The organism is Fulverythrobacter fulvus, from assembly GCF_037154085.1.
GTDB lineage: Bacteria > Pseudomonadota > Alphaproteobacteria > Sphingomonadales > Sphingomonadaceae > Andeanibacterium > Andeanibacterium fulvum.
On the sequence record NZ_JBANRM010000005.1, the window covers coordinates 311,079 to 330,823 of the forward strand.

The 19,745-nt window shown below is 63.7% G+C and carries 17 protein-coding genes; 10 read left to right on the forward strand and 7 right to left on the reverse strand.

Translation table 11 applies throughout. The features are described 5' to 3' along the window. Window positions 1-51: 51 nt before the first annotated feature. The 4 genes from WFP36_RS15400 to WFP36_RS15415 all read right to left on the reverse strand — a co-directional run bounded on the left by WFP36_RS15400 (window position 52) and on the right by WFP36_RS15415 (window position 2,540). Window positions 52-687 (reverse strand): class I SAM-dependent methyltransferase, encoded by a 636-nt coding sequence (locus tag WFP36_RS15400; protein ID WP_336981740.1) that lies wholly within the window; start codon window positions 685-687, stop codon window positions 52-54. A 154-nt stretch (window positions 688-841) separates the two neighbouring features. Then, window positions 842-1,186: an arsenate reductase family protein gene (locus WFP36_RS15405; RefSeq protein ID WP_336981741.1), complete on the reverse strand. Its 345-nt coding sequence runs from the start codon at window positions 1,184-1,186 to the stop codon at window positions 842-844. Between the two features lie 12 nt (window positions 1,187-1,198). Beyond that, window positions 1,199-1,744 (reverse strand): (2Fe-2S)-binding protein, encoded by a 546-nt coding sequence (locus WFP36_RS15410; RefSeq protein ID WP_336981743.1) that lies wholly within the window; start codon window positions 1,742-1,744, stop codon window positions 1,199-1,201. A 40-nt stretch (window positions 1,745-1,784) separates the two neighbouring features. After that, entirely contained in the window at window positions 1,785-2,540 is a 756-nt protein-coding gene (locus WFP36_RS15415; RefSeq protein ID WP_336981745.1) for a class II aldolase/adducin family protein, read from the reverse strand. A 167-nt stretch (window positions 2,541-2,707) separates the two neighbouring features. Here WFP36_RS15415 and WFP36_RS15420 point away from each other — a divergent pair, with 167 nt between their 5' ends. The 10 genes from WFP36_RS15420 to WFP36_RS15465 all read left to right on the forward strand — a co-directional run bounded on the left by WFP36_RS15420 (window position 2,708) and on the right by WFP36_RS15465 (window position 13,746). Then, complete coding sequence (locus tag WFP36_RS15420) at window positions 2,708-3,253, forward strand: VOC family protein (protein ID WP_054532321.1); 546 nt, start codon at window positions 2,708-2,710, stop codon at window positions 3,251-3,253. A 94-nt stretch (window positions 3,254-3,347) separates the two neighbouring features. After that, complete coding sequence (locus tag WFP36_RS15425; RefSeq protein WP_336981747.1) at window positions 3,348-4,580, forward strand: MFS transporter; 1,233 nt, start codon at window positions 3,348-3,350, stop codon at window positions 4,578-4,580. A 56-nt stretch (window positions 4,581-4,636) separates the two neighbouring features. Beyond that, a complete protein-coding gene (locus tag WFP36_RS15430; protein ID WP_336981748.1) occupies window positions 4,637-5,578 on the forward strand; it encodes a helix-turn-helix domain-containing protein in 942 nt (313 codons plus the stop codon). Window positions 5,579-5,997: 419 nt separating this feature from the next. Then, entirely contained in the window at window positions 5,998-8,550 is a 2,553-nt protein-coding gene (locus WFP36_RS15435; RefSeq protein ID WP_336981749.1) for a TonB-dependent receptor, read from the forward strand. Window positions 8,551-8,613: 63 nt separating this feature from the next. Continuing rightward, complete coding sequence (locus WFP36_RS15440) at window positions 8,614-9,147, forward strand: 2,4'-dihydroxyacetophenone dioxygenase family protein (RefSeq protein WP_336981750.1); 534 nt, start codon at window positions 8,614-8,616, stop codon at window positions 9,145-9,147. A gap of 29 nt (window positions 9,148-9,176) precedes the next feature. Beyond that, the gene (locus WFP36_RS15445; protein ID WP_336981752.1) at window positions 9,177-9,716 is read left to right on the forward strand and encodes a 2,4'-dihydroxyacetophenone dioxygenase family protein; all 540 of its coding nucleotides are present in this window, start codon (window positions 9,177-9,179) and stop codon (window positions 9,714-9,716) included. A 74-nt stretch (window positions 9,717-9,790) separates the two neighbouring features. Continuing rightward, the gene (locus tag WFP36_RS15450) at window positions 9,791-10,642 is read left to right on the forward strand and encodes an SDR family NAD(P)-dependent oxidoreductase (protein WP_336981754.1); all 852 of its coding nucleotides are present in this window, start codon (window positions 9,791-9,793) and stop codon (window positions 10,640-10,642) included. A 47-nt stretch (window positions 10,643-10,689) separates the two neighbouring features. After that, window positions 10,690-11,811 carry an NAD(P)-dependent alcohol dehydrogenase gene (locus WFP36_RS15455; RefSeq protein ID WP_336981756.1) on the forward strand — a complete coding sequence of 374 codons (1,122 nt, stop codon included), beginning with the start codon at window positions 10,690-10,692 and terminating at the stop codon, window positions 11,809-11,811. A gap of 31 nt (window positions 11,812-11,842) precedes the next feature. Further along, entirely contained in the window at window positions 11,843-12,745 is a 903-nt protein-coding gene (locus tag WFP36_RS15460; protein WP_336981757.1) for an MBL fold metallo-hydrolase, read from the forward strand. Then, window positions 12,745-13,746: an alcohol dehydrogenase catalytic domain-containing protein gene (locus WFP36_RS15465; RefSeq protein ID WP_336981759.1), complete on the forward strand. Its 1,002-nt coding sequence runs from the start codon at window positions 12,745-12,747 to the stop codon at window positions 13,744-13,746. The genes WFP36_RS15460 and WFP36_RS15465 overlap by 1 nt, the downstream gene beginning before the upstream one ends. Window positions 13,747-14,720: 974 nt before the next feature. On the opposite strand, the gene WFP36_RS15470 is transcribed toward WFP36_RS15465, so the two are convergent. The 3 genes from WFP36_RS15470 to WFP36_RS15480 all read right to left on the reverse strand — a co-directional run bounded on the left by WFP36_RS15470 (window position 14,721) and on the right by WFP36_RS15480 (window position 19,310). Then, window positions 14,721-15,698, reverse strand: a complete 978-nt coding sequence (locus WFP36_RS15470) for a glutathione S-transferase family protein (protein ID WP_336981761.1) — start codon at window positions 15,696-15,698, stop codon at window positions 14,721-14,723. A gap of 16 nt (window positions 15,699-15,714) precedes the next feature. Beyond that, window positions 15,715-17,226: a tannase/feruloyl esterase family alpha/beta hydrolase gene (locus tag WFP36_RS15475; RefSeq protein WP_336981763.1), complete on the reverse strand. Its 1,512-nt coding sequence runs from the start codon at window positions 17,224-17,226 to the stop codon at window positions 15,715-15,717. Between the two features lie 83 nt (window positions 17,227-17,309). Next, window positions 17,310-19,310, reverse strand: coding sequence for a putative bifunctional diguanylate cyclase/phosphodiesterase (locus WFP36_RS15480; RefSeq protein WP_336981765.1), 2,001 nt, complete (start codon window positions 19,308-19,310; stop codon window positions 17,310-17,312). Between the last annotated feature and the right edge of the window lie 435 nt (window positions 19,311-19,745).

Consider the following 19,745-nt stretch of genomic DNA (forward strand, 5'->3'; position numbering starts at 1 on the left):
ACGGTAGCGCCGGGGCGACAATCGCCCCGCGCAGAGCCGCGTTTGCCTCGCTTATTCGGCTTCGGTCTTCCAGCCCCAGCACAGCTTGCAGGGCAGGATGTTCAGCGGTTCGAAGCCTTCGTCGATCCGGCTGAAATATTGGGCGGTGAGGTTACGGGCCGCATTGCTGAACTGATAGGTCAGGAACGCGCCGCCCGGGCGGATGACCCGCGCCGTAGCCGCCGCGATGCGGGGCCCCACGCCTTCCGGCAGCGTAGAGAACGGCAGGCCGGACAGGACATAATCCGCATGTTCATGCCCGTGGGCGCGGACGATTTCCTCCACGTCCTCGGCCGAACCGTGGACCGCGACGAAGCGGGAGTCCCCGATCGTGCGGCGCAGATAGTCGATGAACAGCGGGTTGGTGTCGATCACCAGCAGGGTGGCATCGCGGCGCAGCCGGTCGAGCACCGGGCGGCAGAACGTGCCGACGCCGGGGCCATATTCGACGAACAGCTTGCACTCGTCCCAGTTCACCGGCGCAAGCATCTTGCGGATCGTGAAGCGCGAGGACGGGATGATCGAGCCGACCATCACCGGATGTTCGATGAAGCCCTGAAAAAAGACGCCCCACGGGCCCAGGAATTCGCGAATCTTGCGCTTCAGCTTGGTGGACTTGCGTTCCCGGGTAAGCTCGTATCCTGCCATTTAGGCCCAGAACCTCTAACTCGCCCCCGGATGGGGGACCAATTGCTGTAACACGGCGTTCGCAAATCCTTCTTCGATTTGCAAGGTTATGCCGCCGCTTGTCGTCAAGCCGTTGTGCATAGCGCCCGTGAAACGGTCTGTTCCTGCGGCAGGATCAGAGGATTTCCTGAATCCGTTCCGGCGGGCGGCACAGACGGACGCCTTTTTCGGTTTCCACGATCGGCCGTTCGATCAGCTTCGGGTCCGCCGCCATGGCCGCGATTACCGTTGCGTCATCGGCTTCCGTGAGCCCGCGCTCCTTCGCATCAGTGCCTTGCAGGCGCAGCCCCTCGCGCGCGGCCATGCCGGCATCGCGATAGAGCTGGGCGAGCTTTTCCGCGCTGGGCGGGGTCTTGAGATACTGGATCACTTCCACCTCGACGCCGGGGGTATTCTGGAGCGTTTCCAGCGCCAGGCGCGATTTGCTGCAATTGGGATTGTGCCAGATGGTGGCCTTCATGGGTCGTCAGTCCTATTTGCTGGGTTCGGCCCGCATTGCCGGGACGGCGCGGGCGGCATCTTCGGTGCTGATCCCCGGAGCGGGGGCAGCGCTGATCACTTCCTGCCGCATGGCCACTCGCCCGGCGCGCTGGATGACGCGGACCAGCCGGGGATAGACCCCGCAGCGGCAGAGATTGGGCACGGCCCGTTCGATATCCTCTTTCGTCGGCGCGGCATTGCGTTCGAGCAGGGCCGCCGCCGCCATCACGATGCCCGGCGTGCAGAAGCCGCACTGGATCGCCTGTTCGGCCACCAGTGCCTGCTGCACGGGGTGCGACCGATCCCGGCTCAAACCCTCGATCGTGGTGATATAGCGGCCTTCTGCCTCGGCGATGGTGATAAGGCAGCTGCGCAGCGCTTCCCCGTCGACGATCACCATGCAGGCGCCGCAATCGCCCGCGCCGCAGCCAAATTTGGTACCGGTAAGGTTCGCCGCATCGCGCAGCGCCCACAGCAGCGGCGTTTCCGGATCGATATCGAACTGGACCGGGCGGCCATTGACGGTCATGCGCGACATAGCCGCGCCTTACCCTGCCCCGGCCGCCCTCCGCCAGCCCCTATTCGCGCCAGCTGGAATCGATCTGGTCGATCTTGCGCTTCCACGCCTCGAAATCGAGCACGCCGAAGCCGGCAGTGAGCATCTTGTCGCGATCCTGCTGGTGCACTTCGATCACTTCGGGCGGCACGCGGATCGGCTTGCCGAGCGACGCGGTCTTCACCTGGATCTCGCAGGCGCGCTGCAGCATGTAATATTTGAGGAACATCTCGGGCAGGCTTTCGCCCATTACCACCGGGCCGTGGTTGCGCAGCATCAGGATGCGGTGATTGCCGAGATTGCGCAGCAGCCGTTCGCCTTCTTCGGCGCGCACGGTGATGCCTTCGAAATCGTGATAGCCGATCGCCCCTTCGAAGAAGCAGGAATAGAAATTGGTCGGCACCAGCCCGTCCTCGCACGAACACACCGCCATCGTATCGGGCGTGTGGGTGTGGACGATGGCATGGGCCCAGGGCAGTTCCTTGTGGAACACCGAATGCTGAGTGAAGCCGGCCAGGTTCACCCAATGCGGGCTGCCGTCGAGCTTGTTGCCTTCGCTGTCGATCTTCACGAGGTTGGAGGCAGTGACTTCCGACCACAGCAGCCCGAAGGGGTTGATGAGGAACGCCTCTTCGCCCGGCACGCGCAGGGTGATGTGATTGTAGATCGATTCACACCAGCCCATGTGATCGAAGATGCGATAGCAGGCGGCAAGGTCCTGCCGGGCCTTCCATTCCGCCTCGCTGCATTCCGGCTTTTGCTTCAATTGTGTGGCCATGATCCTCTCCATGGATGGCGTCCCGCTCTCTATCGCATGGCGGGCAGTGGTGCCTCAAGGTGCACAGCATGTTGACTTTGTCGCGGCGGATGGCAAGCCATGACCGGCCAATCGCGGGAATCATGCGGCTGTTCAAGACCGCTACCCGCTTCCTGGGGAGGAATGCCATGAGTAAGTCGCTGGGCTACGGCCAGCCGATGGGCGGAATCGCGCAAACCGCCTTCGTAGTTGAAGACCTGCGTGCCTCGGTGGACCGCTTCATTGCCGACATGAAGGCGGGGCCGTTTTTCATTCTCGATAATTTCCTGGTCCCCGGCCAGAATTATCGCGGCGCGGAATCGACGGCCGACATCACTATCGCCATGGGCTTTGCCGGGCATATGCTGATCGAACTGATCCAGCCGCTCGACAACAACCCCTCGGTCTACAAGGAAACGATCGAGAAGCGCGGCTACGGCTTCCACCATTTCGGCATTGCCTGCGCGGATGTGGACGCGGCCAGCCTCGACTACCAGTCGCGCGGATATCACGAAGCTTTCCGCGCTTCGGTGCCGACGGGCGGCGAAGTGGTCTATCTGGACAATGGCACGGGCGCGCAGTGGGGCTTCCTCGAACTGCTGCCGGTGACGCCGGGCATGGACGAGACCTTCACCCGCTTCTTCAAGGCCTCGCAGGGATGGGACGGCACCGATCCGGTGCGCTCGTTCCTCTGATACGCAAGTTCGCATAACAAAAATCCGCGGCGAAAAGATCGCGGGTGGGAGAAGTCGAATGCAGCCTGGCGTTGCCCCCGCGCAGGGGAACTGGATGAAGAATTCGCCGGTGTACCAGTTCATGCTGGTATTCCTGCTGAGCCTCAATTTCGGGATCGTGTTCTTCGACCGGCAGGCGCTGAACGCGCTGATGCCGTTCGTGCAGCCGGACCTGCAATTGTCCGATACGCAGATCGGTCTGCTGGCGGGCGGGCTCAGCTTCAGCTGGGCGATTGCCGCCTTCTTCGTGGGCAAGCTGTCGGACAGCCTGGGCAAGCGCAAGCTGCTGCTGATCGCCTCTACCGTGGCCTTCTCGCTCTGCTCGTTCCTGTCGGGCATCGCGACCAGCTTCGTATTCCTGTTCGGTGCCCGCCTGCTGATGGGCGCGGCCGAAGGCGGTGTCATGCCGATCAGCCATGCGATGGTGGCATCGGAAGTGGACCCCAAGCGGCGCGGGCTGGCGCAGGGCGTGGCGCAGAACCTGGGCTCCAACCTGCTGGGCAGCTTCCTCGCCCCGGTGGTGCTGGTGGCCTTCGCCACCGTGTTCAGCTGGCGCGAGGCGTTCTATCTCGCCGCCGTGCCGGGCCTGCTTTCCGCCGGCCTCATCTGGCTGACCCTGCGCGAACCCGAGATGGCCCCTGCCCCTGCTGCGGAAGAAGCGGGCGACAAGATGGGCCTGATGGATGCGATGAAGGTCCGCAACATGTGGATCTGCGTCGTCGTGGGCGTATTGCTGGTGGCGCACTTCGTCATCACCTGGGCCTTCATGCCGAATTACCTGGTGCAGGTGAAAGGCATGGACCCGACCACGATGAGCTGGGTGATGGGCGCGCTGGGCATTGCCGCGGCGATCTATTCCATCGTCATTTCCGGCCTGTCCGACATGATCGGGCGCAAGCCGGTGATGGTGATCCTGCCCTTCCTGTCAGTGGTCGGCCCGCTGGCGGCGATGTATTTCACCGGCAGCGCTACCATGCTGGCGGCGATCTTCTTCGTGGGCTGGGCCGTGAACGGGATCTTCCCGATCTTCATGGCGACCATCCCTTCGGAAACTTTCGACCAGCGCCACCATGCCACCGTGCTCGGCCTCGCCATGGGCAGCTGCGAAGTGCTGGGCGGCGTGTTCGGCCCGGTAGTGGCCGGCGCGCTGAACGATATTGCGGGCAAGGACAGTTTCCTGTGGCTGATGATGGGGCTGGCAGTGATCAGCGGGTTCATCGCCATGGGCCTGAAGGAGACGGCTCCAGCCGTGCTAGCACGGCGCGGGAACAAGCCGGCTCACGCCTGACGCGCGCCTAACGGGACGGGCGCCTAACGGGACGGGAGGAGAAAGAGAGACCGGTCATGGGCTTATTGCAGAAGTTCACCACATCCGGCGTCGCGCCGGGTGACCGGCTACGCTATTGGAACGTGATCGCGGACGAGGTGTTCAGCGGCACCTATGTCAATGCCGACGGCCAGCAATTCGCGGGCGAGATGTGGCATTGGGGCATGGGCGAACTGAACATGATCCGCACGACCTCGCAGCAGGCCGCCGTCGGCCGGCGCGGGATCGACCGGACCGAGGAACATCTCATTGTCCACGTGCAATGCCGGGGCACCAGCCGATTCCGGCAGCAAGGCTACGATGCCCGGCTCGAACCGGGGGACTTCTCGATCGGTTCCTCGCACAAGCCCTATTCCTTCGATCTTTCCGCGCATGAAATGCTGGTGATCGAATTCCCCAAGGCCCCGCTGGCCGAGCGGGTGGCGGCGCTGGACGATATCGTCGCCGGGCGCATCTGCGGCGCATCGGCTGCCGGGCGCATCTTCCATGATTTCCTGCTCTCGCTGTGGCGGCAGGGCGGGCGCCTGCTGCAGGAGGATTCGTGGGAGCCGGGCATGAACACGGTGTTCTACGATCTGGCCGCCGCCGCCATCAGAGGGTCGGATCGCAACCTGGGCGATAGCTCCCGCGCGCCGCACGGGCAGGCCCTGCTGGCTCGGGCCAAGGCCTATATCGAAACCGAACTGCCCAATCCCGAATTGCGCACCACCAGCATCGCGGACGAGCTCGACCTGTCGGTCCGCTCGGTCCAGAACCTCTTCGCCGGTATCGGCACCACACCGATGGGCTATGTGCTGGACCGGCGCCTCGCCCGCGCGGCCGAACGGCTGATGGCTGATCCCGCCGCCAGCGTGACCGAAATCGCCTTCGACCACGGTTTCACCGATGCAGGCTATTTCACCCGCTGCTTCCGCCAGAAGTTCGGCGCCTCGCCGCGCAACTGGCGACTGGGGCAGTGATCCTGGGAAGCACGCTCACGGGGCAACAGATCGGCGGTTGCGAGACCTCCGATCCCACTCGCTACACCCGTTCGTCCTGAGCCTGTCGAAGGACACGCGAGACGTTATTCACAAGTGCATCAGCCCTGACCAATGGGCGTTGCACTGACATTTGGTGACCTCTCGAGCCAAGACCTGCGCGCGTCCTTCGACAGGCTCAGGACGAACGGAAGTTGAGAGGCTGTCAGCTCTCAAGCCCGCCCCCGATAGTCCGCCCCCAATATCCATCCGTTGCAAATTGGCAACGCTGGAGCGCTTGCGTCTCTCTCCCAGTGATCTGCGCCCCAGTGCAGGCGGCACAATTTGGCGCGTGGTAAATTCTCAAGTCTGGGGGGTGGGCAATCTGCCTCAGTAACAACAACATCTATTGGGAGTTCAGCATGAGATTTGCACCGGTTTCCTTAGCCGTACTTGCGACGGCCTTGGCCACCCCGGCCTTTGCACAGGATGCGGGCGCCGAAGATCAGGGCGGCATCCGCGAAATCGTCGTCACCGCGCAGAAGCGCGCCGAAGACGTTCAGGACGTGCCGATCGCGATCAGCGCCTTCGACGCTACCTCGCTGCAGGAACGCGCCGTGGGCAGCGTGGCCGCGCTTTCCGGCATCACCCCCAACGTCACGCTTGACGCATCGACCCCGTTCTCGGGTTCCAGCGCAGTGCTGGGCGCCACGATCCGCGGCATCGGTTCCAGCGATTTCGCCTTCAACATCGACCCGGCCGTGGGCGTCTATCTCGACGGCGTCTATCTGGGCCGCTCGATCGGCGCGAACCAGGACCTGCTGGACGTAGAGCGCATCGAAGTGCTCAAGGGCCCGCAGGGCACGCTGTTCGGCCGTAACTCCGTGGGCGGCGCGATCTCGATCGTGACCAAGAACCCCGGCGACAAGTTCCGCGTCACAGGCGACGTCACCGTGGGCAGCTTCGAGCGCATGCAGGTGCGCGGCATGGTCGAACTGCCGATCACCGAAGGCCTCAGCTCCTCGCTGGCCTTCAGCATGCTCAACCGCCAGGGCTACCAGAAGCGCGTCGCCTATGATGGCGATGCGGGCGATTACGATTCCTGGGAACTGTTCCCGGCCTCCGGATATCAGAGCGGCTCGCGTCAGGGCGGCGACGATACCTGGAGCCTGCGCGGCAAGCTGCACTGGGATAATGGCAGCACCTTCCGCGCCACCCTGTCGGGCGACTTCACCAAGGTCGATCAGGATTCCACCTCCAATACGGTGCTGGCAGTCACCCCGATTTCCGGGCCCTTCGCCGGCCTTGCGGAAAACAACATCCCCGGCACCGGGCTTGACGTGGTCACCGGCAATTCGGGCTTCCTGTTCGCCGGTCTCTACAATTTCTGTATCGGCGCCACGCCTGACGAAATCGCCGCGCGCAACGCCCAGAACCTGTGCGGACCGCGTTCCAGCACTGGAGGCTATCTCTCGCTTGCGGGCCTCGGCAGCCGCAATGTCGATGCCGATCCGCTCAACGATGTCGCACCTTACGACAGCCGCTGGGTGAGCCAGGACATCGACGAGAGCTGGGCCACCGGCAACAACTTCTCCAAGCTGAACCAGGGCGGCGTCGGCCTCGACCTCGAACTCGACCTGACCGACAACGTCATGCTCAAGTCGATCTCGTCGTGGCGCAAGCTCGACTTCGCCGCGGGCGTCGACCTCGACAACTCGCCGCTGCCGATCCTGCAGACCAGCTTCTCGGTCAATCAGGAACAGTGGAGCCAGGAACTCCAGCTGACCGGCTCGGCGATGGACGGCAACCTCAACTTCGTTCTGGGCGGCTACGTCTTCAACGAAAAGGGCAAGCTTCACGACTATGTGACCTTCGCCGGCGGCCTGCTGCAGGTCGACGGTCCGGGCGATGTCGACACCACTGCCTATGCCGGCTTCGGCCAGCTCGACTGGCGCGTCAGCGACCTTATCGGCTTCACCCTGGGCGGCCGCTGGACGCGCGAGGACAAGACCTATGTCGGTGCCCAGTCGGACGTGAACGGCTTCAACTACAAGCTGTTCAACTGCATGGACCTGACGCCCGCGGGCATCCCGACGCAGGAATGCGCCACCGAGGTCGGCTTCCCGATCCCGAGCGAGCCGTTCCGTTACTATCCGCTCTCGCCGAAGGATCAGGAGTTCGAGAACTTCTCGTTCAAGGCGGGCGTGCAGGTCTATCCGACCGACGACGTGATGCTCTATGGTTCGTTCAGCCAGGGCTACAAGACGGGCGGCTGGACCACTCGCCTTTCCAACCCGCTGCCCACCGCGCCGACCTTCGGCGAGGAAAAGGCGGAAACCTGGGAAGTGGGCGTGAAGTCGACCCTGATCGACCGTCGCCTGCAGTTGAATGCCGCGGCCTTCAGCACGGAATATAACGGCATCCAGCTCAACTTCCAGGAAGGCGTCTCGCCGACCGTGCAGAATGCGGGCGATGCGCGGATCAAGGGCTTCGAAGTCGAGGCGGTTGCCGCCCCGACCGACAATTTCCAGATCACCGCGTCGATCGGCTATCTCGATGCCTATTACACCGACGTCGCCGGCCCGGCACAGGTTGCCGCCAACCCGTTCCAGCTGGGCGTGTTCGCGGGTGCGGACCTGCCCAAGGCTCCGGACTGGAAGATCAACATCTCGCCGCGCCTCGAACTGCCGGTGGGCAACGGTTCGCTCGTCCTGCTGGGCGACTGGACCCACACCACCAGCATGCGCAACGATACGGAAGGGACCATCCTGCTGATGCGCCCGGCAACCGATATCGTGAATGCCAGCGCGACCTATCGTCCGGACGATGCCAATTGGGACCTCACCGTGGGCGCCACCAACCTGACCGACGAGCGCTATCTCGTCACCGGTCAGGCCCAGATCGCCGGCGGTGTGATCTACGGCACCTACAGCCGGCCCCGCGAATGGTACGTCCGCGTCGGCTTCGATTTCTAAGCCGCGCGACGAATTTGGAGGGGGCCGCTATGGTGGCCCCCTTCTATTTTGGGAGATGGACAGATGGCAGAAGCCGCGACCTCAGAATTCTGGAAAGATATCAAGCCGATCCCCGAGGCGTTCCGTCCGGGCGCGGCACCCGAATCCTATATGCCGAAAATCGCCGAGGGCGACCCGCGTTACTGGGTGCCGATGAGCGAGACGGTCAGTTCCAAGCCCGTATGGATCAGCCCCACCCGCAACATGTGGGCCGATGTGCTCTATTCCAGCGGGCCGGGCCTGGTGAACCGCCACTATCACCCCCAGCCGATCTGGGCCTACACGATCAGCGGCAAGTGGGGCTATCTGGAACATAGCTGGACCGCCACGGCGGGCGATTTCATCTACGAAACGCCGGGCGAGAGCCACACGCTGGTCGCCTATGACCATCCCGATCCGATGCGCGTGTTCTTCGTCGTGTCCGGCCCGCTGATGTGGCTGGACGAGGATGGCAACACCATCGGCCATTACGACGTGTTCGATTACATGCGCGATGCCCGCGCCCATTACGAGAAGGTCGGCATTCCGGCCGATTACCTCGACAGCCTGATCCGCTGAGCCCCCATAAGATCGAGAGGAAAACTGACATGGCAACCCAGATGAAAGCGCCGCCTTCCACGAAGAAGGAAATCGTCGACGTCCCCTTCAACTACCGCTCCTATGTCGAGCGCTACAGCCCCGGCGGCCGTTATGTGGATGCGCAGACCGATGTGGACAGCCCATGGGTGCCCTTCGGCGAGACGGCCGCGATCAAGCATCTGGCCTTCGACGTGCGCCGCAACCTGTTCTCCAACATCCTGTGGGTGAAGGGCCCCGGCGTGGTCGGCACGCATTTCCATCGCGGCACGATCACCATGGTCTGCCTGGAAGGTTCGGTCCGCTATCTGGAATATGACTGGGTGGCCACGCCCGGCGGCCTGATCCTGGAAGTGCCGGGCGAAAGCCACACGCTGGTTACCGAACACCCCCAGGGCTGCAAGCTGTTCGGCTGGATGGAAGGCCCGATCGAGTTCTATGACGAACAGGCCAACTTCATCGAAACGGTCGATGTGTGGTGGATGATGAACCACTACGAAAGCTACTGCAAAGAGCAGGGCATCGCGATCAATCCGAAGCTGTATCTGTAGCCAAATTCGTCGTCCCGGACTTGATCCGGGACGACGCGATCGGGATCACGACTAGGGGGGAGAGGACAAATTCCATGAAGACACTCGACCAGTTCGACATTCGCGGCCGCTCGGCCCTCGTCACCGGCGCTGCCAGCGGCATTGGCCTGGCCTATGCGGAATGCATGGCCGAAGCCGGTGCCCGCGTGACGCTGACCGATATTGACGGCGAAGCAGCCGAACGCGAGGCCGCCCGCTTGCGCGAAGCAGGCTATGAAGCGCGCGCGGCCAAATGCGACGTCTCGAAGCTGGAAGAAGTCGCCGCCGCGTTTGACGATCACGCCGCCGCCTATAATGGGTGCGACATCGCCTTCGCCAATGCCGGGCTGGATGTGGGCAACGGTTTCTGGACGCCCGAAGGCAAGCGCAACCCCGATGGCCAGATCGACGTCTACGAGCCGGAGCGGTGGTACAAATCCATCGGCATCAATCTCAACGGCGTGTTCCACACCGTGCGCGAAGCTGCGCGGGTGATGAAGCAGAACGAGGCGCTTTCGGGCCGCCGTGGCGGCTCCATCGTCATCACCAGTTCCAATGCGGCCGAAGTGAACGAGGCCATCGTGGGCGTGCCCTATATGGCGGCCAAGGCGGGCGTGAAGCACTTCATGCGCCATGCCGCCTTCGAACTGGCCGCCTATGGCATCCGCGTGAACGCCATCGCGCCCGGCCCCTTCGTCACCAATATCGGCGATGGCTGGGTGAAGAAGAACCCGGCAGCCAAGAAGGCGTGGGACGAATTGTGCCCGCTGGGCCGAATGGCGGAAACTTACCAGATCAAGCCGCTTGCCCTGTTGCTTGCCTCCGATGCCGGGAGCTACATGACGGGCAGCCATGTAATGATCGATGGCGGCATGCAGCTGGGCCCGATCAAGCCGCTCAACGATTGAGCGGTGGGAAGGGGTGGAGCGGTCCCGGCGCGAATGAGAGGATAGACATGACTACCCAGGCACAGGCGGCCATCTGCCGCGGCAATTCCGTTCCCTTCTCGATCGAGGACGTCACGCTTGACGATCTTCGCCCTGACGAGCTGCGCATCCGCATCGTCGCCTGCGGTGTGTGCCACACCGACATGGCGGTGCGCGACGAACAGCTGCCGGTCCCCCTGCCGGTGGTGCTGGGCCATGAAGGCGCGGGCATCGTGGAAGAAGTGGGCAGCGGCGTTACCGTGGCGAAGCCCGGCGACCGGGTGGTGATGAGCTTCAACAGCTGCGGCCATTGCCCCAGCTGCGATGTGCATGCCCCCACCTATTGCTACAATTTCTTCCCGGAAAACTGGTCGGGCGTGCGCCCTGACGGCACGCCCACCATGTTCATGGATGGCAAGCCGATGAATGCGAACTTCTTCGGCCAGTCGAGCTTTGCCACCCATGCCATCGCGCATCAGCGCAATGTAGTGAAAGTGCCTGACAGCGCCGCCGCCCTTCCGCTGGACCGTCTGGCCCCCATCGGCTGCGGCTTGATGACCGGCGCGGGCGCGGTGCTGCGCGCCATGAAAGTGCGCGAAGGCATGCCCATTGCCGTGTTCGGCGCGGGCACCGTGGGCATGGCCGCGATCATGGCCGCCAAGATCGCGGGCGCGAATCCGATCATCGCGGTGGACGTGAATGACGAACGTCTGGCCCTGGCCAAGGAACTGGGCGCAACCCATGCCTTCAACGGGCGGGACGATGCCTTCGGCAAGATCCGCGAACTGGTGCCGCAGGGCCTGGGCTATGTCTTCGACACCACCGGGATCAACAGCCTGATCGAACAGGCCTGGAACCTGCTGGCCCCGATGGGCATCTGCGGCATCGTGGGCGCCAGCGATCCCGCCGACAATTTGACCTTCAACGAATCCGCCTTCATGGGCGGCGGGCGCCGGGTGATGGGCATTCTGGGCGGTGACAGCGATCTGGTCACTTTCCTGCCCGAACTGATCGAGCATCATCTGGCCGGGCGTTTCCCGTTCGACAGACTGATCGGCTATTTCGACTTCAGCGAAATCAACGAAGCCATCCACGCCAGCGAAAGCGGCAAGGTGGTGAAGCCGGTGCTGCGGATCAGTCCGGAAGGATAAGCCGCCGCGCTGAACAGGAGGGAGAGGGAGCATGCAAGTACCCAGCCGGTTGGCCGCCCTTGCGGCCGCGAGCCTTGTTGCCTTGCTGCCCCTCTCCGCTTTCGCGCAAAGCCAGCCGCCGCTGAAAGTGGAAGTGCTGCGCACCAGCGCGGGATCGCTCCATTCCAACGCCTCGCTCATCATGGGCGAGCGCGAGGCGGTGCTGGTCGATCCGCCCTTCACCAAGGCCGATGCGCACCGCGTGGTGGCCATGGTGCTGGACAGCGGCAAGACGCTGACCACCATCTTCGTCACCCACGATCATCCCGATCACTATTTCTCGATGGACGTGCTGGCGCAGGCCTTCCCCGATGCGAAGATCGTGGCCCACCCCACCGTAGTGGCCGACATCTGGCGCTCGCTGCCCTATAAGGTGAAGCGGTGGAGCCCGGCTCTGGGCGCCAATGGCCCGGCCCATCCTTCCGCCCCTTCCCCGATGGAGGGCGATACGATCATGCTGGAAGGGCACGAACTGAAAGTGCTTGGGCCGATGTGGGGCGATCATGTCCACGCCACGGCCCTGTGGGCACCGGACATCAAGGCGCTGTTCGCGGGCGATCTGGTGTTCAACCAGATGTATCTCTGGCTGGGCGAACATACGCCCGCCGATGTCGCCGCGTGGGACCGCTCGCTGGCAGAGCTTGAGAAGCTGAAGCCTGAAATGGTGGTGGCGGGCCATGCCAAGCCGGGCCTGCCCAACGATGCCAGCGGGATCGCCTTCAGCCGCGCCTTCCTGCAGGCATGGCCGGGGCTGGTGGCCGCATCGAAAGACGCGAAGGATATGCAGGCCCGCGTGCGCGCTGCCTTTCCCGAGGCGATAGATATTCTCGACGGGTTCCTGCTCGTCAATTCAACCGAAGTCGCCAAGGGCGAACAACCGCGCTGGGAGGAATGATGCGCGCCGTAACTTTTCAGGGGCTTCACACCCCCCTCGCTTACGAAACCATTGCCGATCCCACGCCGGGCGCGGGCGATGTCGTCGTGAAAGTTGGCCGCTGCGGCATTTGCGGCAGCGATCTGCACATGACGGAAGATGCCGCCTATGGCTGCCAGCATGGCGACGTGCTGGGCCATGAATTCGCAGGCGAAGTGGTGGCGCTGGGTTCCGGAACGCAGGGGCTGAAGACGGGCGATCTCGTCTCGGTCATCCCGCTCAAGAGCTGCGGCCAGTGCGAACATTGCCGCAAGGGCACCGTGCAATGGTGCGAGAAGTTCGGCCTGCAGGGCGGCGGTTATGCCGAATATGCCGTGACCCGGCCCAACCAATGCGTGAAACTGCCGGGCGATCTGTCGCTGGCGGATGGCGCCATCGTGGAACCTCTGGCCGTGGCGCTGCACGGGGTGAACCTGTCCGGCATGCAGACGGGCGACAGGGTGCTGGTGCTGGGCGCGGGCCCCATCGGGCTGGCAGTGGCCTTCTGGGCCAAGCGCTATGGCGCGGCGAAAGTGGCGGTGCAGGACATCGCCACTCACCAGCAGGATCGCGCGCTGGACATGGGCGCGGATATCTTCGTGGTCGATCCGGAGGACCCCATCGGCGGGGCCGAACGCGCGCTGGGCGGCAAGGCGGATGTGGTGTTCGAATGCGTGGGCATTCCCGGCCTGATCCAGCAGGGCGTCAGCCAGGTGCGCAACGATGGCACTATCGTGCTGCTGGGCCTGTGCACCCGGCCCGATACGCTCAACACCTTCGCCATGCTGTCCAAGCAGGTACGGCTCATCACCAGCGCCTTCTTCACCCGGCAGGAATACGAAGCCGCGCTGGACGCCCTGCACCAGGGCGCCATGGAACCGCGCCTGCTGGTAACGGACACGATCACGCTGGGCGATACGCCAGACGTGTTCGAAAGCCTGAAGAAGCGCACCAACCAGTGCAAGGTGCTTATCGCGCCGTAACTGCCGCCCTTCGTCAGGCTCAGGGTGAACCTCCTTGCGGTCGAGCCGGGATCGCTGGCCTTTGCGCGCGAGCCTACGGCTCCACTCCCCCTTCGTCATCCCGGACTTGTTCCGGGATCCCGCTTTCTGCGGGGTAAGAAGCTCGACCCCGGAATGAATCCGGGGTGACAGTTGAGGTTAAGTGGTGCATCTGGCGATTATACTTGACTTCGCGAACCGTTTCGGTTATATGCCCCGCACCTTGCAGCGATAGCAAGTCGCAAGGTTCAATCCGGAGGGCGGCATGTCGACTGCTCATCCTCCCTTGTTCGCTTCGAACAACGCGGCCGGTGCGGGTGCGTGCCTTGGGGGCGTTACCCCTTGGCAAAGCCTCTTGCGCCAGATGCGGTTACCGGATGCGCGGCTTCACCGGCTCCCTCACGATCCCGGCCCTACGTGGGCAGGCTTTCCCGGGATGTTCGCGATGAACCACGAATGGCGCGGGATTATCACCCGCAAGGAAAGGATGCCCGGCTGCGAGCCCGCGGGCGCCTTTCCCGGCCGGTTTCCGATTGGGCAGAGCCAGGCGCACGGTGGAGGCGCCCGGCCTTTCGCTATTCTCCCCTCGCCTCCTGCACGCGCCAATCCTGACGCCGTGCCGGCCGCGCGATTGGTTTGATGCTCCAACACTGGCGTAAAGGTCCGGGTCGCCGCCGGATGGATTCTTGCACCCACACTTCGTCATCCCCGCGCAGGCGGGGATCCAGCAGCAACCGTTGAACTGGATCCCCGCCTGCGCGGGGATGACGAAAAGGGGGGAACTCATCCTTACCAACTCCCGCTCATCCTGAGCTTGTCGAAGGACACGCGCTGAGTTCTGAGCTTGGCGCACTGGAACATTGCGATTGGGGAAATGTTTCGCGTGTCCTTCGACAAGCTCAGGACGAACGGAGGCTGGAGGGCTCGGAGGTTGGAAGGTTGGGCTAACCCACCCCTCACCCCTTCACCCTGATCCCCCTGCCCGCAAGCCGCGCCCGGTCATGTGGCCGGGTGAGGTCAACCTTCGGCCCGATGGGAATGATCCGGCTGGGGTTCACATTGGCGAGGCCGTAATAATCGGCCTTGATCCGCTCCAGCCACACGGTGTCGGCAATGCCGGGCCACTGATACAGCTCGCGCAGATAATTGGAGAGTTGCGGATAGTCCTCGATCCGCCGCAGATTGCATTTGAAGGCCCCGTAATAGCCGATATCGAACCGCACCAGAGTGGCGAACAGCCGCCAGTCCGCCTCGCTGCAGGTGTCGCCCGCCAGATAGCGGTTCGTGGCCAGATGCCCGTCCAGCACATCCAGCGCGGCGAATAATTCGGTCACCGCCTCGTCATAGGCTTCCTGCGACGTGGCGAAGCCCGAGCGGTAGACGCCATTGTTCACGCGGGGATAGATATAGTCGTTCCAGCGGTCGATCTGGGGCCGCAGGTCCTCGGGATAGAGATCGAGCCGATTGCCGGTGATCCCGTCGAAGGCCGAGTTGAACATGCGGATTATCTCGGAGCTTTCATTGTTCACGATCCGCCCGGTCTTGGCATCCCACAGGGTCGGCACCGTCACCTTGCCGGTGTAGTCCGGCACGGCGCGGCTGTAGACGCGGTGCAGCGGATAGCTCTCCGGCACCTTGCCTTCCGGCCCTTCGTCATAGGTCCAGCCTTCGCCATCGAAGGCAGACAGCGCGAAATAGGCCGGGATCAGATCGGTCAGCCCCTTCAGCGCCCGAACCGCCAGCGCGCGCGCCGCCCAGGGGCAACCCCAGGCGACCCACAAATGATAGCGCCCGGCCTCGGCGGGAAATTCCGCATCGGGATCGTCCGAAATGGCGTGGCGGAACAGGCTGTCCATCCGCACGAAGCGGCCGCCCTTGATCTCCTCGGCCGCAGGCATCGACGTAACCCAGCGGCCGTTCACCATCCCCGACATGCAGGCCTTCCTTCCGTCAGTCGCGCGCGACGCAGCGGTAGTTCTTGGGATCGTTCACATCCCCGCTGCCCGCATAATGGGCGACCTTGGGCCATGCGCAGAGCGGGCGGACCATCGATCCGTCAGCCTTCTTCGCCACCAGCGTTTCCGGCGCCTTGCCGCCGCTCACCCAGCTGTCGAGCGCACCCAGCACATCCACCTGATCGGCACCAGGCCCACCGGCGCAATGGCCCACGCCCGGCGCGAGGAACATCTGCAGGCCCTTGGCGGCGCCTGCCGGATCGGCGCGCTTCACCGCTTCGACATAATCGATCGTGCCCACCGGGCTCGGCCCCGGATCGCTTTCGCCATGCCACATCAGCAGCTTGCCGCCGCGCGCGAAGAAGGGCGTCAGATTGGGATCGCCGGCCTCATACATCTTGGCAAAGGCGCTCGCGCGGCCTTCCGCCACCTGTGCGGGAGTGAGCGAATTGAGGTCCACCTGCTTGCCCGGCCACAACACCGGCACCAGCCCGCCCGTGCCGCCGCCATTGGAAAATTCCTTACGGTCGCCATTGATGGCCACGAACGCGCCCCATCCGGCCTCACCGCCACGGCTGAGCGGAAGCTGGGCATAGGAACCGTCTGCCGCGCGCACGCCATCATAGGCGATCTGCAGCGCATTGACCTGCGGCTGGGTAAGGCACCCACCCGTGGCGCCGGGCTTGCACAACAGTTCCTGCGGGTTCCAGTGGCAGGCGCGCGGATCGGCGATCACGCCATCGGCCACCCCGTCCTTAGCATCGCAGGATTTGAGCACAGCGTCGCTCACCAGCTTCGCGCCTTCCGCGCCCAGTGCCGCGCCGGGCTGGGCAAAGAGGTTGTTGCGCAGCACCGCGCTCGTCTGGACCTGCAAGGTATAGACCGGCGCCTGAGAGATGATGGCATCGTAATCGTTCGGGAAACGCTGCGCTTCCATCAGCGCCATCCGCCCACCGGTGGAGCAGCCATGGAAATAGGACCGGTCCAGCCCCGTGCCGTAATAGGCAGCGACCAGCGCCTTGCCCGCCACGGTCATTTCATGGATCGCCCGCCAGGAGAAATCCTTGGCCTTTACCGGATCGACCACCCACGGGTTCTCGAACGGTGTGGTGCTGGCATGGCCGCCATCGGTCTGAGCGGTGGCATAGCCTGCGGTCAGCCCGGGCCTTGCCGCATCGAGCGTGATATTGCCCGCCCAGCCACCGCCGCCAAGGCCCAGCATCTTGCCGTTCCAGCCCACCGGCAGGCGGTAGACCACGCCGATTTCCGATCCCTGTTCGGGCGAAAGCATGGCGGTCACTTCGCAGAATGCCGGCAGCGTGCCATCGGCCTCGACCCACGTGGCCTTGGCCGTCGCCCCGAGCGAGCCAAGGGCGGATGCGGCCTCGCAGCGGGCCCGATCCTGCGCATAGGCCAGCGTTGAATTGGGCTCGCCCGTGGGCGCGCAGCTGGAGACAAGCCCTGCGCTTACGGCAAGGCTGGCGGCAATGGCGATTTTCGAAGGCATCGTGGCTCCCTGGGTCTTTTCCTGGGAACTTGGGCGACGATGCAGGCGCCCGTCAATGGCAGAAGCAGCGCCGGGGGGAATAATCAGGCGGCGTCGGCCATCAGGGACGCGACCTCATTCACGTCGCGTCCCGCTGGCTCGGGCGTGCCGAAATAGTGCCCCTGCACTTCCACGCAGCCTTCGCGCATCACCAGCTTGAGATGCTCTTCCGTTTCCACGCCTTCGGCCACGGTCGTGACTCCCAGACGCCGGCCGAGATCGGCCACCGCGCCCACCACTGCCGCGCAATCGGGGCGGGTTACGGCATCGCGAACGAAGGAACCGTCGATCTTGATCTTGTCGAACGGAAATGCGCGCAGATGGGCAAGCGAGGAATAGCCGGTTCCGAAGTCGTCGAGCGCAACCCGCACGCCCATCGCGCGAAGCTGGCGCAGATCCCCGATGCCGTTGGCTTCCTCGTTCAGCAATGCTGTCTCGGTGATCTCTACTTCGAGCCGGTCTGGCGGCAGCCCGGTCTGCACGAGGATCGAAAGGATCGCATTGGCGATGGTCCCCTGCCCGAGCTGGCCTGGCGAAACATTTACCGCCACCCGCGCCCGATCTTCCCATTCGACCGCATCGGCACAGGCCCTCTCCAGCACGAACAGGCCCAGTTCCCGGATCAGGCCGCTTTGTTCGGCGATGGGAATGAAGTCCGAAGGCGAAATCCAGCCCCGTTCGGGTAGGTGCCAGCGCACCAGTGCCTCGCGCGCGGTGATCCGGCCGGTCGCAATATCGAGAATGGGTTGGTAGAATACATAAAGCCCGCTGCGCCGTCGAAACGCCTCGCGCAACTGGGCTTCAAGCGCCACGCGCTCCTGAACCTGATGTTCCATCCGCGGTTCGAAAGTCCGGCTGCTTGCCTTTCCGGCACCTTTGGCCACGCTCAGTGCGATGTCGGCGCGGGAAAGCAGCTCCTTGGAGCGCCTGCCGTGAAGCGGTGCCTGTGCCACACCTATGGAAGCACCGATTTCGACCCGGCGCTGGTCTTCCAGGCGATAGGGCTCGGAAAGGAACTGGATCAGCGCAGTGCAAAATTCCTCGACCTTCTGACTGTCGTCGAAAGGCAGGATAATCGCGAATTCGTCGCCGCCGAGGCGGCCGATGATAGCCTGCGGCCCGCCGCAAATATCCAGCAGTCGCGCCGCGACCTGTGTCAGAATCTCGTCGCCCACCGCATGGCCCATCGTGTCATTGACCAGCTTGAAGCCATCAAGATCGACGAAAAGCAGCGAGAACGGATCGCGGGTCTCGGCGAGAAACGTGTCGAGCTGCTTACGGAACTGGGCCCGGTTAGGCAGCTTGGTCAATGTATCGTGATGGGCCAGCCAATGGATATGTTGCTGGGCCTCCACTTCCTTAGTCACTACCGCCCAGGCAAGCATGGGTCCGATATAGCTTCCATCCTCAGCCCAGACGCCAGTGACCCGCAGGTCGAGCACTTCGGGGCCGATCTTGATGCGGGTATGATGCGGCAGCTGTTCCGGGTCGGACAGGATCGCACGCGGCCCCTCCGGCATCTTGTGGAAGACGTCGATGCAGGTCCCCACGAGATCTTCCGCCTTGATCGGCAGGAGATGCTCGATCTGGCGAAGAGTGCGGATCGACGTTTCGTTGGCGTAATTGACGACCAGGGTCTCAGGGTCGACCGTCATTACGGCGATCGGCATGTCATCCACCATGCGCAGCAGACGCCGCTGTTCATGGTCGCGCTCTCGGGCAAGCGCTTGGGCACGAACCATACGCTCCATGTCGCGCCCCTGGATCGTGACCAGCACAAGAGTTGCGGCCACCGCGAGCACGACGTTGAAACTCATAGACATGATCGTGCCGTTGCCGGACCAGATCATGAGCGCGACAGCACCCATCACCGCAATGACCGCGACAGTCATCGCCGCCGATCGGGCGTGGACAAGGCAGAACATCGTCGAGATTGCCGAGAGCGCCAGGAAGAACGTGACATGCGCCTGCAGGAACGGGTCGCCATATGGGAAGAGCGCGCCTGTCCATGCCAGGATAACCACACCCAGCGTCGCTGCAACCATGTTTGTGCGCGAAAGCAACCGGGGTATCCCGGCCGCGTCTTCGATCCCGGCCTTTGGTCGAAGCCAGAAGAGCAGTCTCACGATAAAGGCCGCGGACAGCAGTGTCGGCACCAGAAGCGTAAGCCAGGCCGGCGCGAGATGATAGAAGTTCGCCGCGAGTACCCAACTTGCGACTATCAGGATCAGATACATAAGCGGGATCTGATGGGAGAGCGACACGCACTGCGCGCGCAGGAGGTCGGGGTCTCTCGCCGGTCGCAAGGAGACGCGCCATAATCGCCTAATCCTGGTGAGGAAAGCCATCGAACCCCCGCATTAACCTTCCGGATATTTACGGGGCGGAGGTTAACGGGCGGCTAAGCACGCACGCTATCGGATATAGCTGCGCTTGGTGTTGTATGGGTGTTTGGTATTGAGAGTTGGTTGCGGGGGTAG

Coding starts and splice junctions, on each gene's coding strand:
- WFP36_RS15455 (WP_336981756.1), top strand. CDS start 10,690: ATGACTACCCAGGCACAGGCGGCCATCTGCCGCGGCAATTCCGTTCCC.
- WFP36_RS15465 (WP_336981759.1), top strand. CDS start 12,745: ATGCGCGCCGTAACTTTTCAGGGGCTTCACACCCCCCTCGCTTACGAA.
- WFP36_RS15470 (WP_336981761.1), bottom strand. CDS start 15,698: ATGTCGGGGATGGTGAACGGCCGCTGGGTTACGTCGATGCCTGCGGCC.
- WFP36_RS15445 (WP_336981752.1), top strand. CDS start 9,177: ATGGCAACCCAGATGAAAGCGCCGCCTTCCACGAAGAAGGAAATCGTC.
- WFP36_RS15460 (WP_336981757.1), top strand. CDS start 11,843: ATGCAAGTACCCAGCCGGTTGGCCGCCCTTGCGGCCGCGAGCCTTGTT.
- WFP36_RS15450 (WP_336981754.1), top strand. CDS start 9,791: ATGAAGACACTCGACCAGTTCGACATTCGCGGCCGCTCGGCCCTCGTC.
- WFP36_RS15415 (WP_336981745.1), bottom strand. CDS start 2,540: ATGGCCACACAATTGAAGCAAAAGCCGGAATGCAGCGAGGCGGAATGG.
- WFP36_RS15400 (WP_336981740.1), bottom strand. CDS start 687: ATGGCAGGATACGAGCTTACCCGGGAACGCAAGTCCACCAAGCTGAAG.
- WFP36_RS15440 (WP_336981750.1), top strand. CDS start 8,614: ATGGCAGAAGCCGCGACCTCAGAATTCTGGAAAGATATCAAGCCGATC.
- WFP36_RS15430 (WP_336981748.1), top strand. CDS start 4,637: ATGGGCTTATTGCAGAAGTTCACCACATCCGGCGTCGCGCCGGGTGAC.
- WFP36_RS15425 (WP_336981747.1), top strand. CDS start 3,348: ATGAAGAATTCGCCGGTGTACCAGTTCATGCTGGTATTCCTGCTGAGC.
- WFP36_RS15410 (WP_336981743.1), bottom strand. CDS start 1,744: ATGTCGCGCATGACCGTCAATGGCCGCCCGGTCCAGTTCGATATCGAT.
- WFP36_RS15420 (WP_054532321.1), top strand. CDS start 2,708: ATGAGTAAGTCGCTGGGCTACGGCCAGCCGATGGGCGGAATCGCGCAA.
- WFP36_RS15480 (WP_336981765.1), bottom strand. CDS start 19,310: ATGGTTGCAGCGACGCTGGGTGTGGTTATCCTGGCATGGACAGGCGCG.
- WFP36_RS15405 (WP_336981741.1), bottom strand. CDS start 1,186: ATGAAGGCCACCATCTGGCACAATCCCAATTGCAGCAAATCGCGCCTG.
- WFP36_RS15475 (WP_336981763.1), bottom strand. CDS start 17,226: ATGCCTTCGAAAATCGCCATTGCCGCCAGCCTTGCCGTAAGCGCAGGG.
- WFP36_RS15435 (WP_336981749.1), top strand. CDS start 5,998: ATGAGATTTGCACCGGTTTCCTTAGCCGTACTTGCGACGGCCTTGGCC.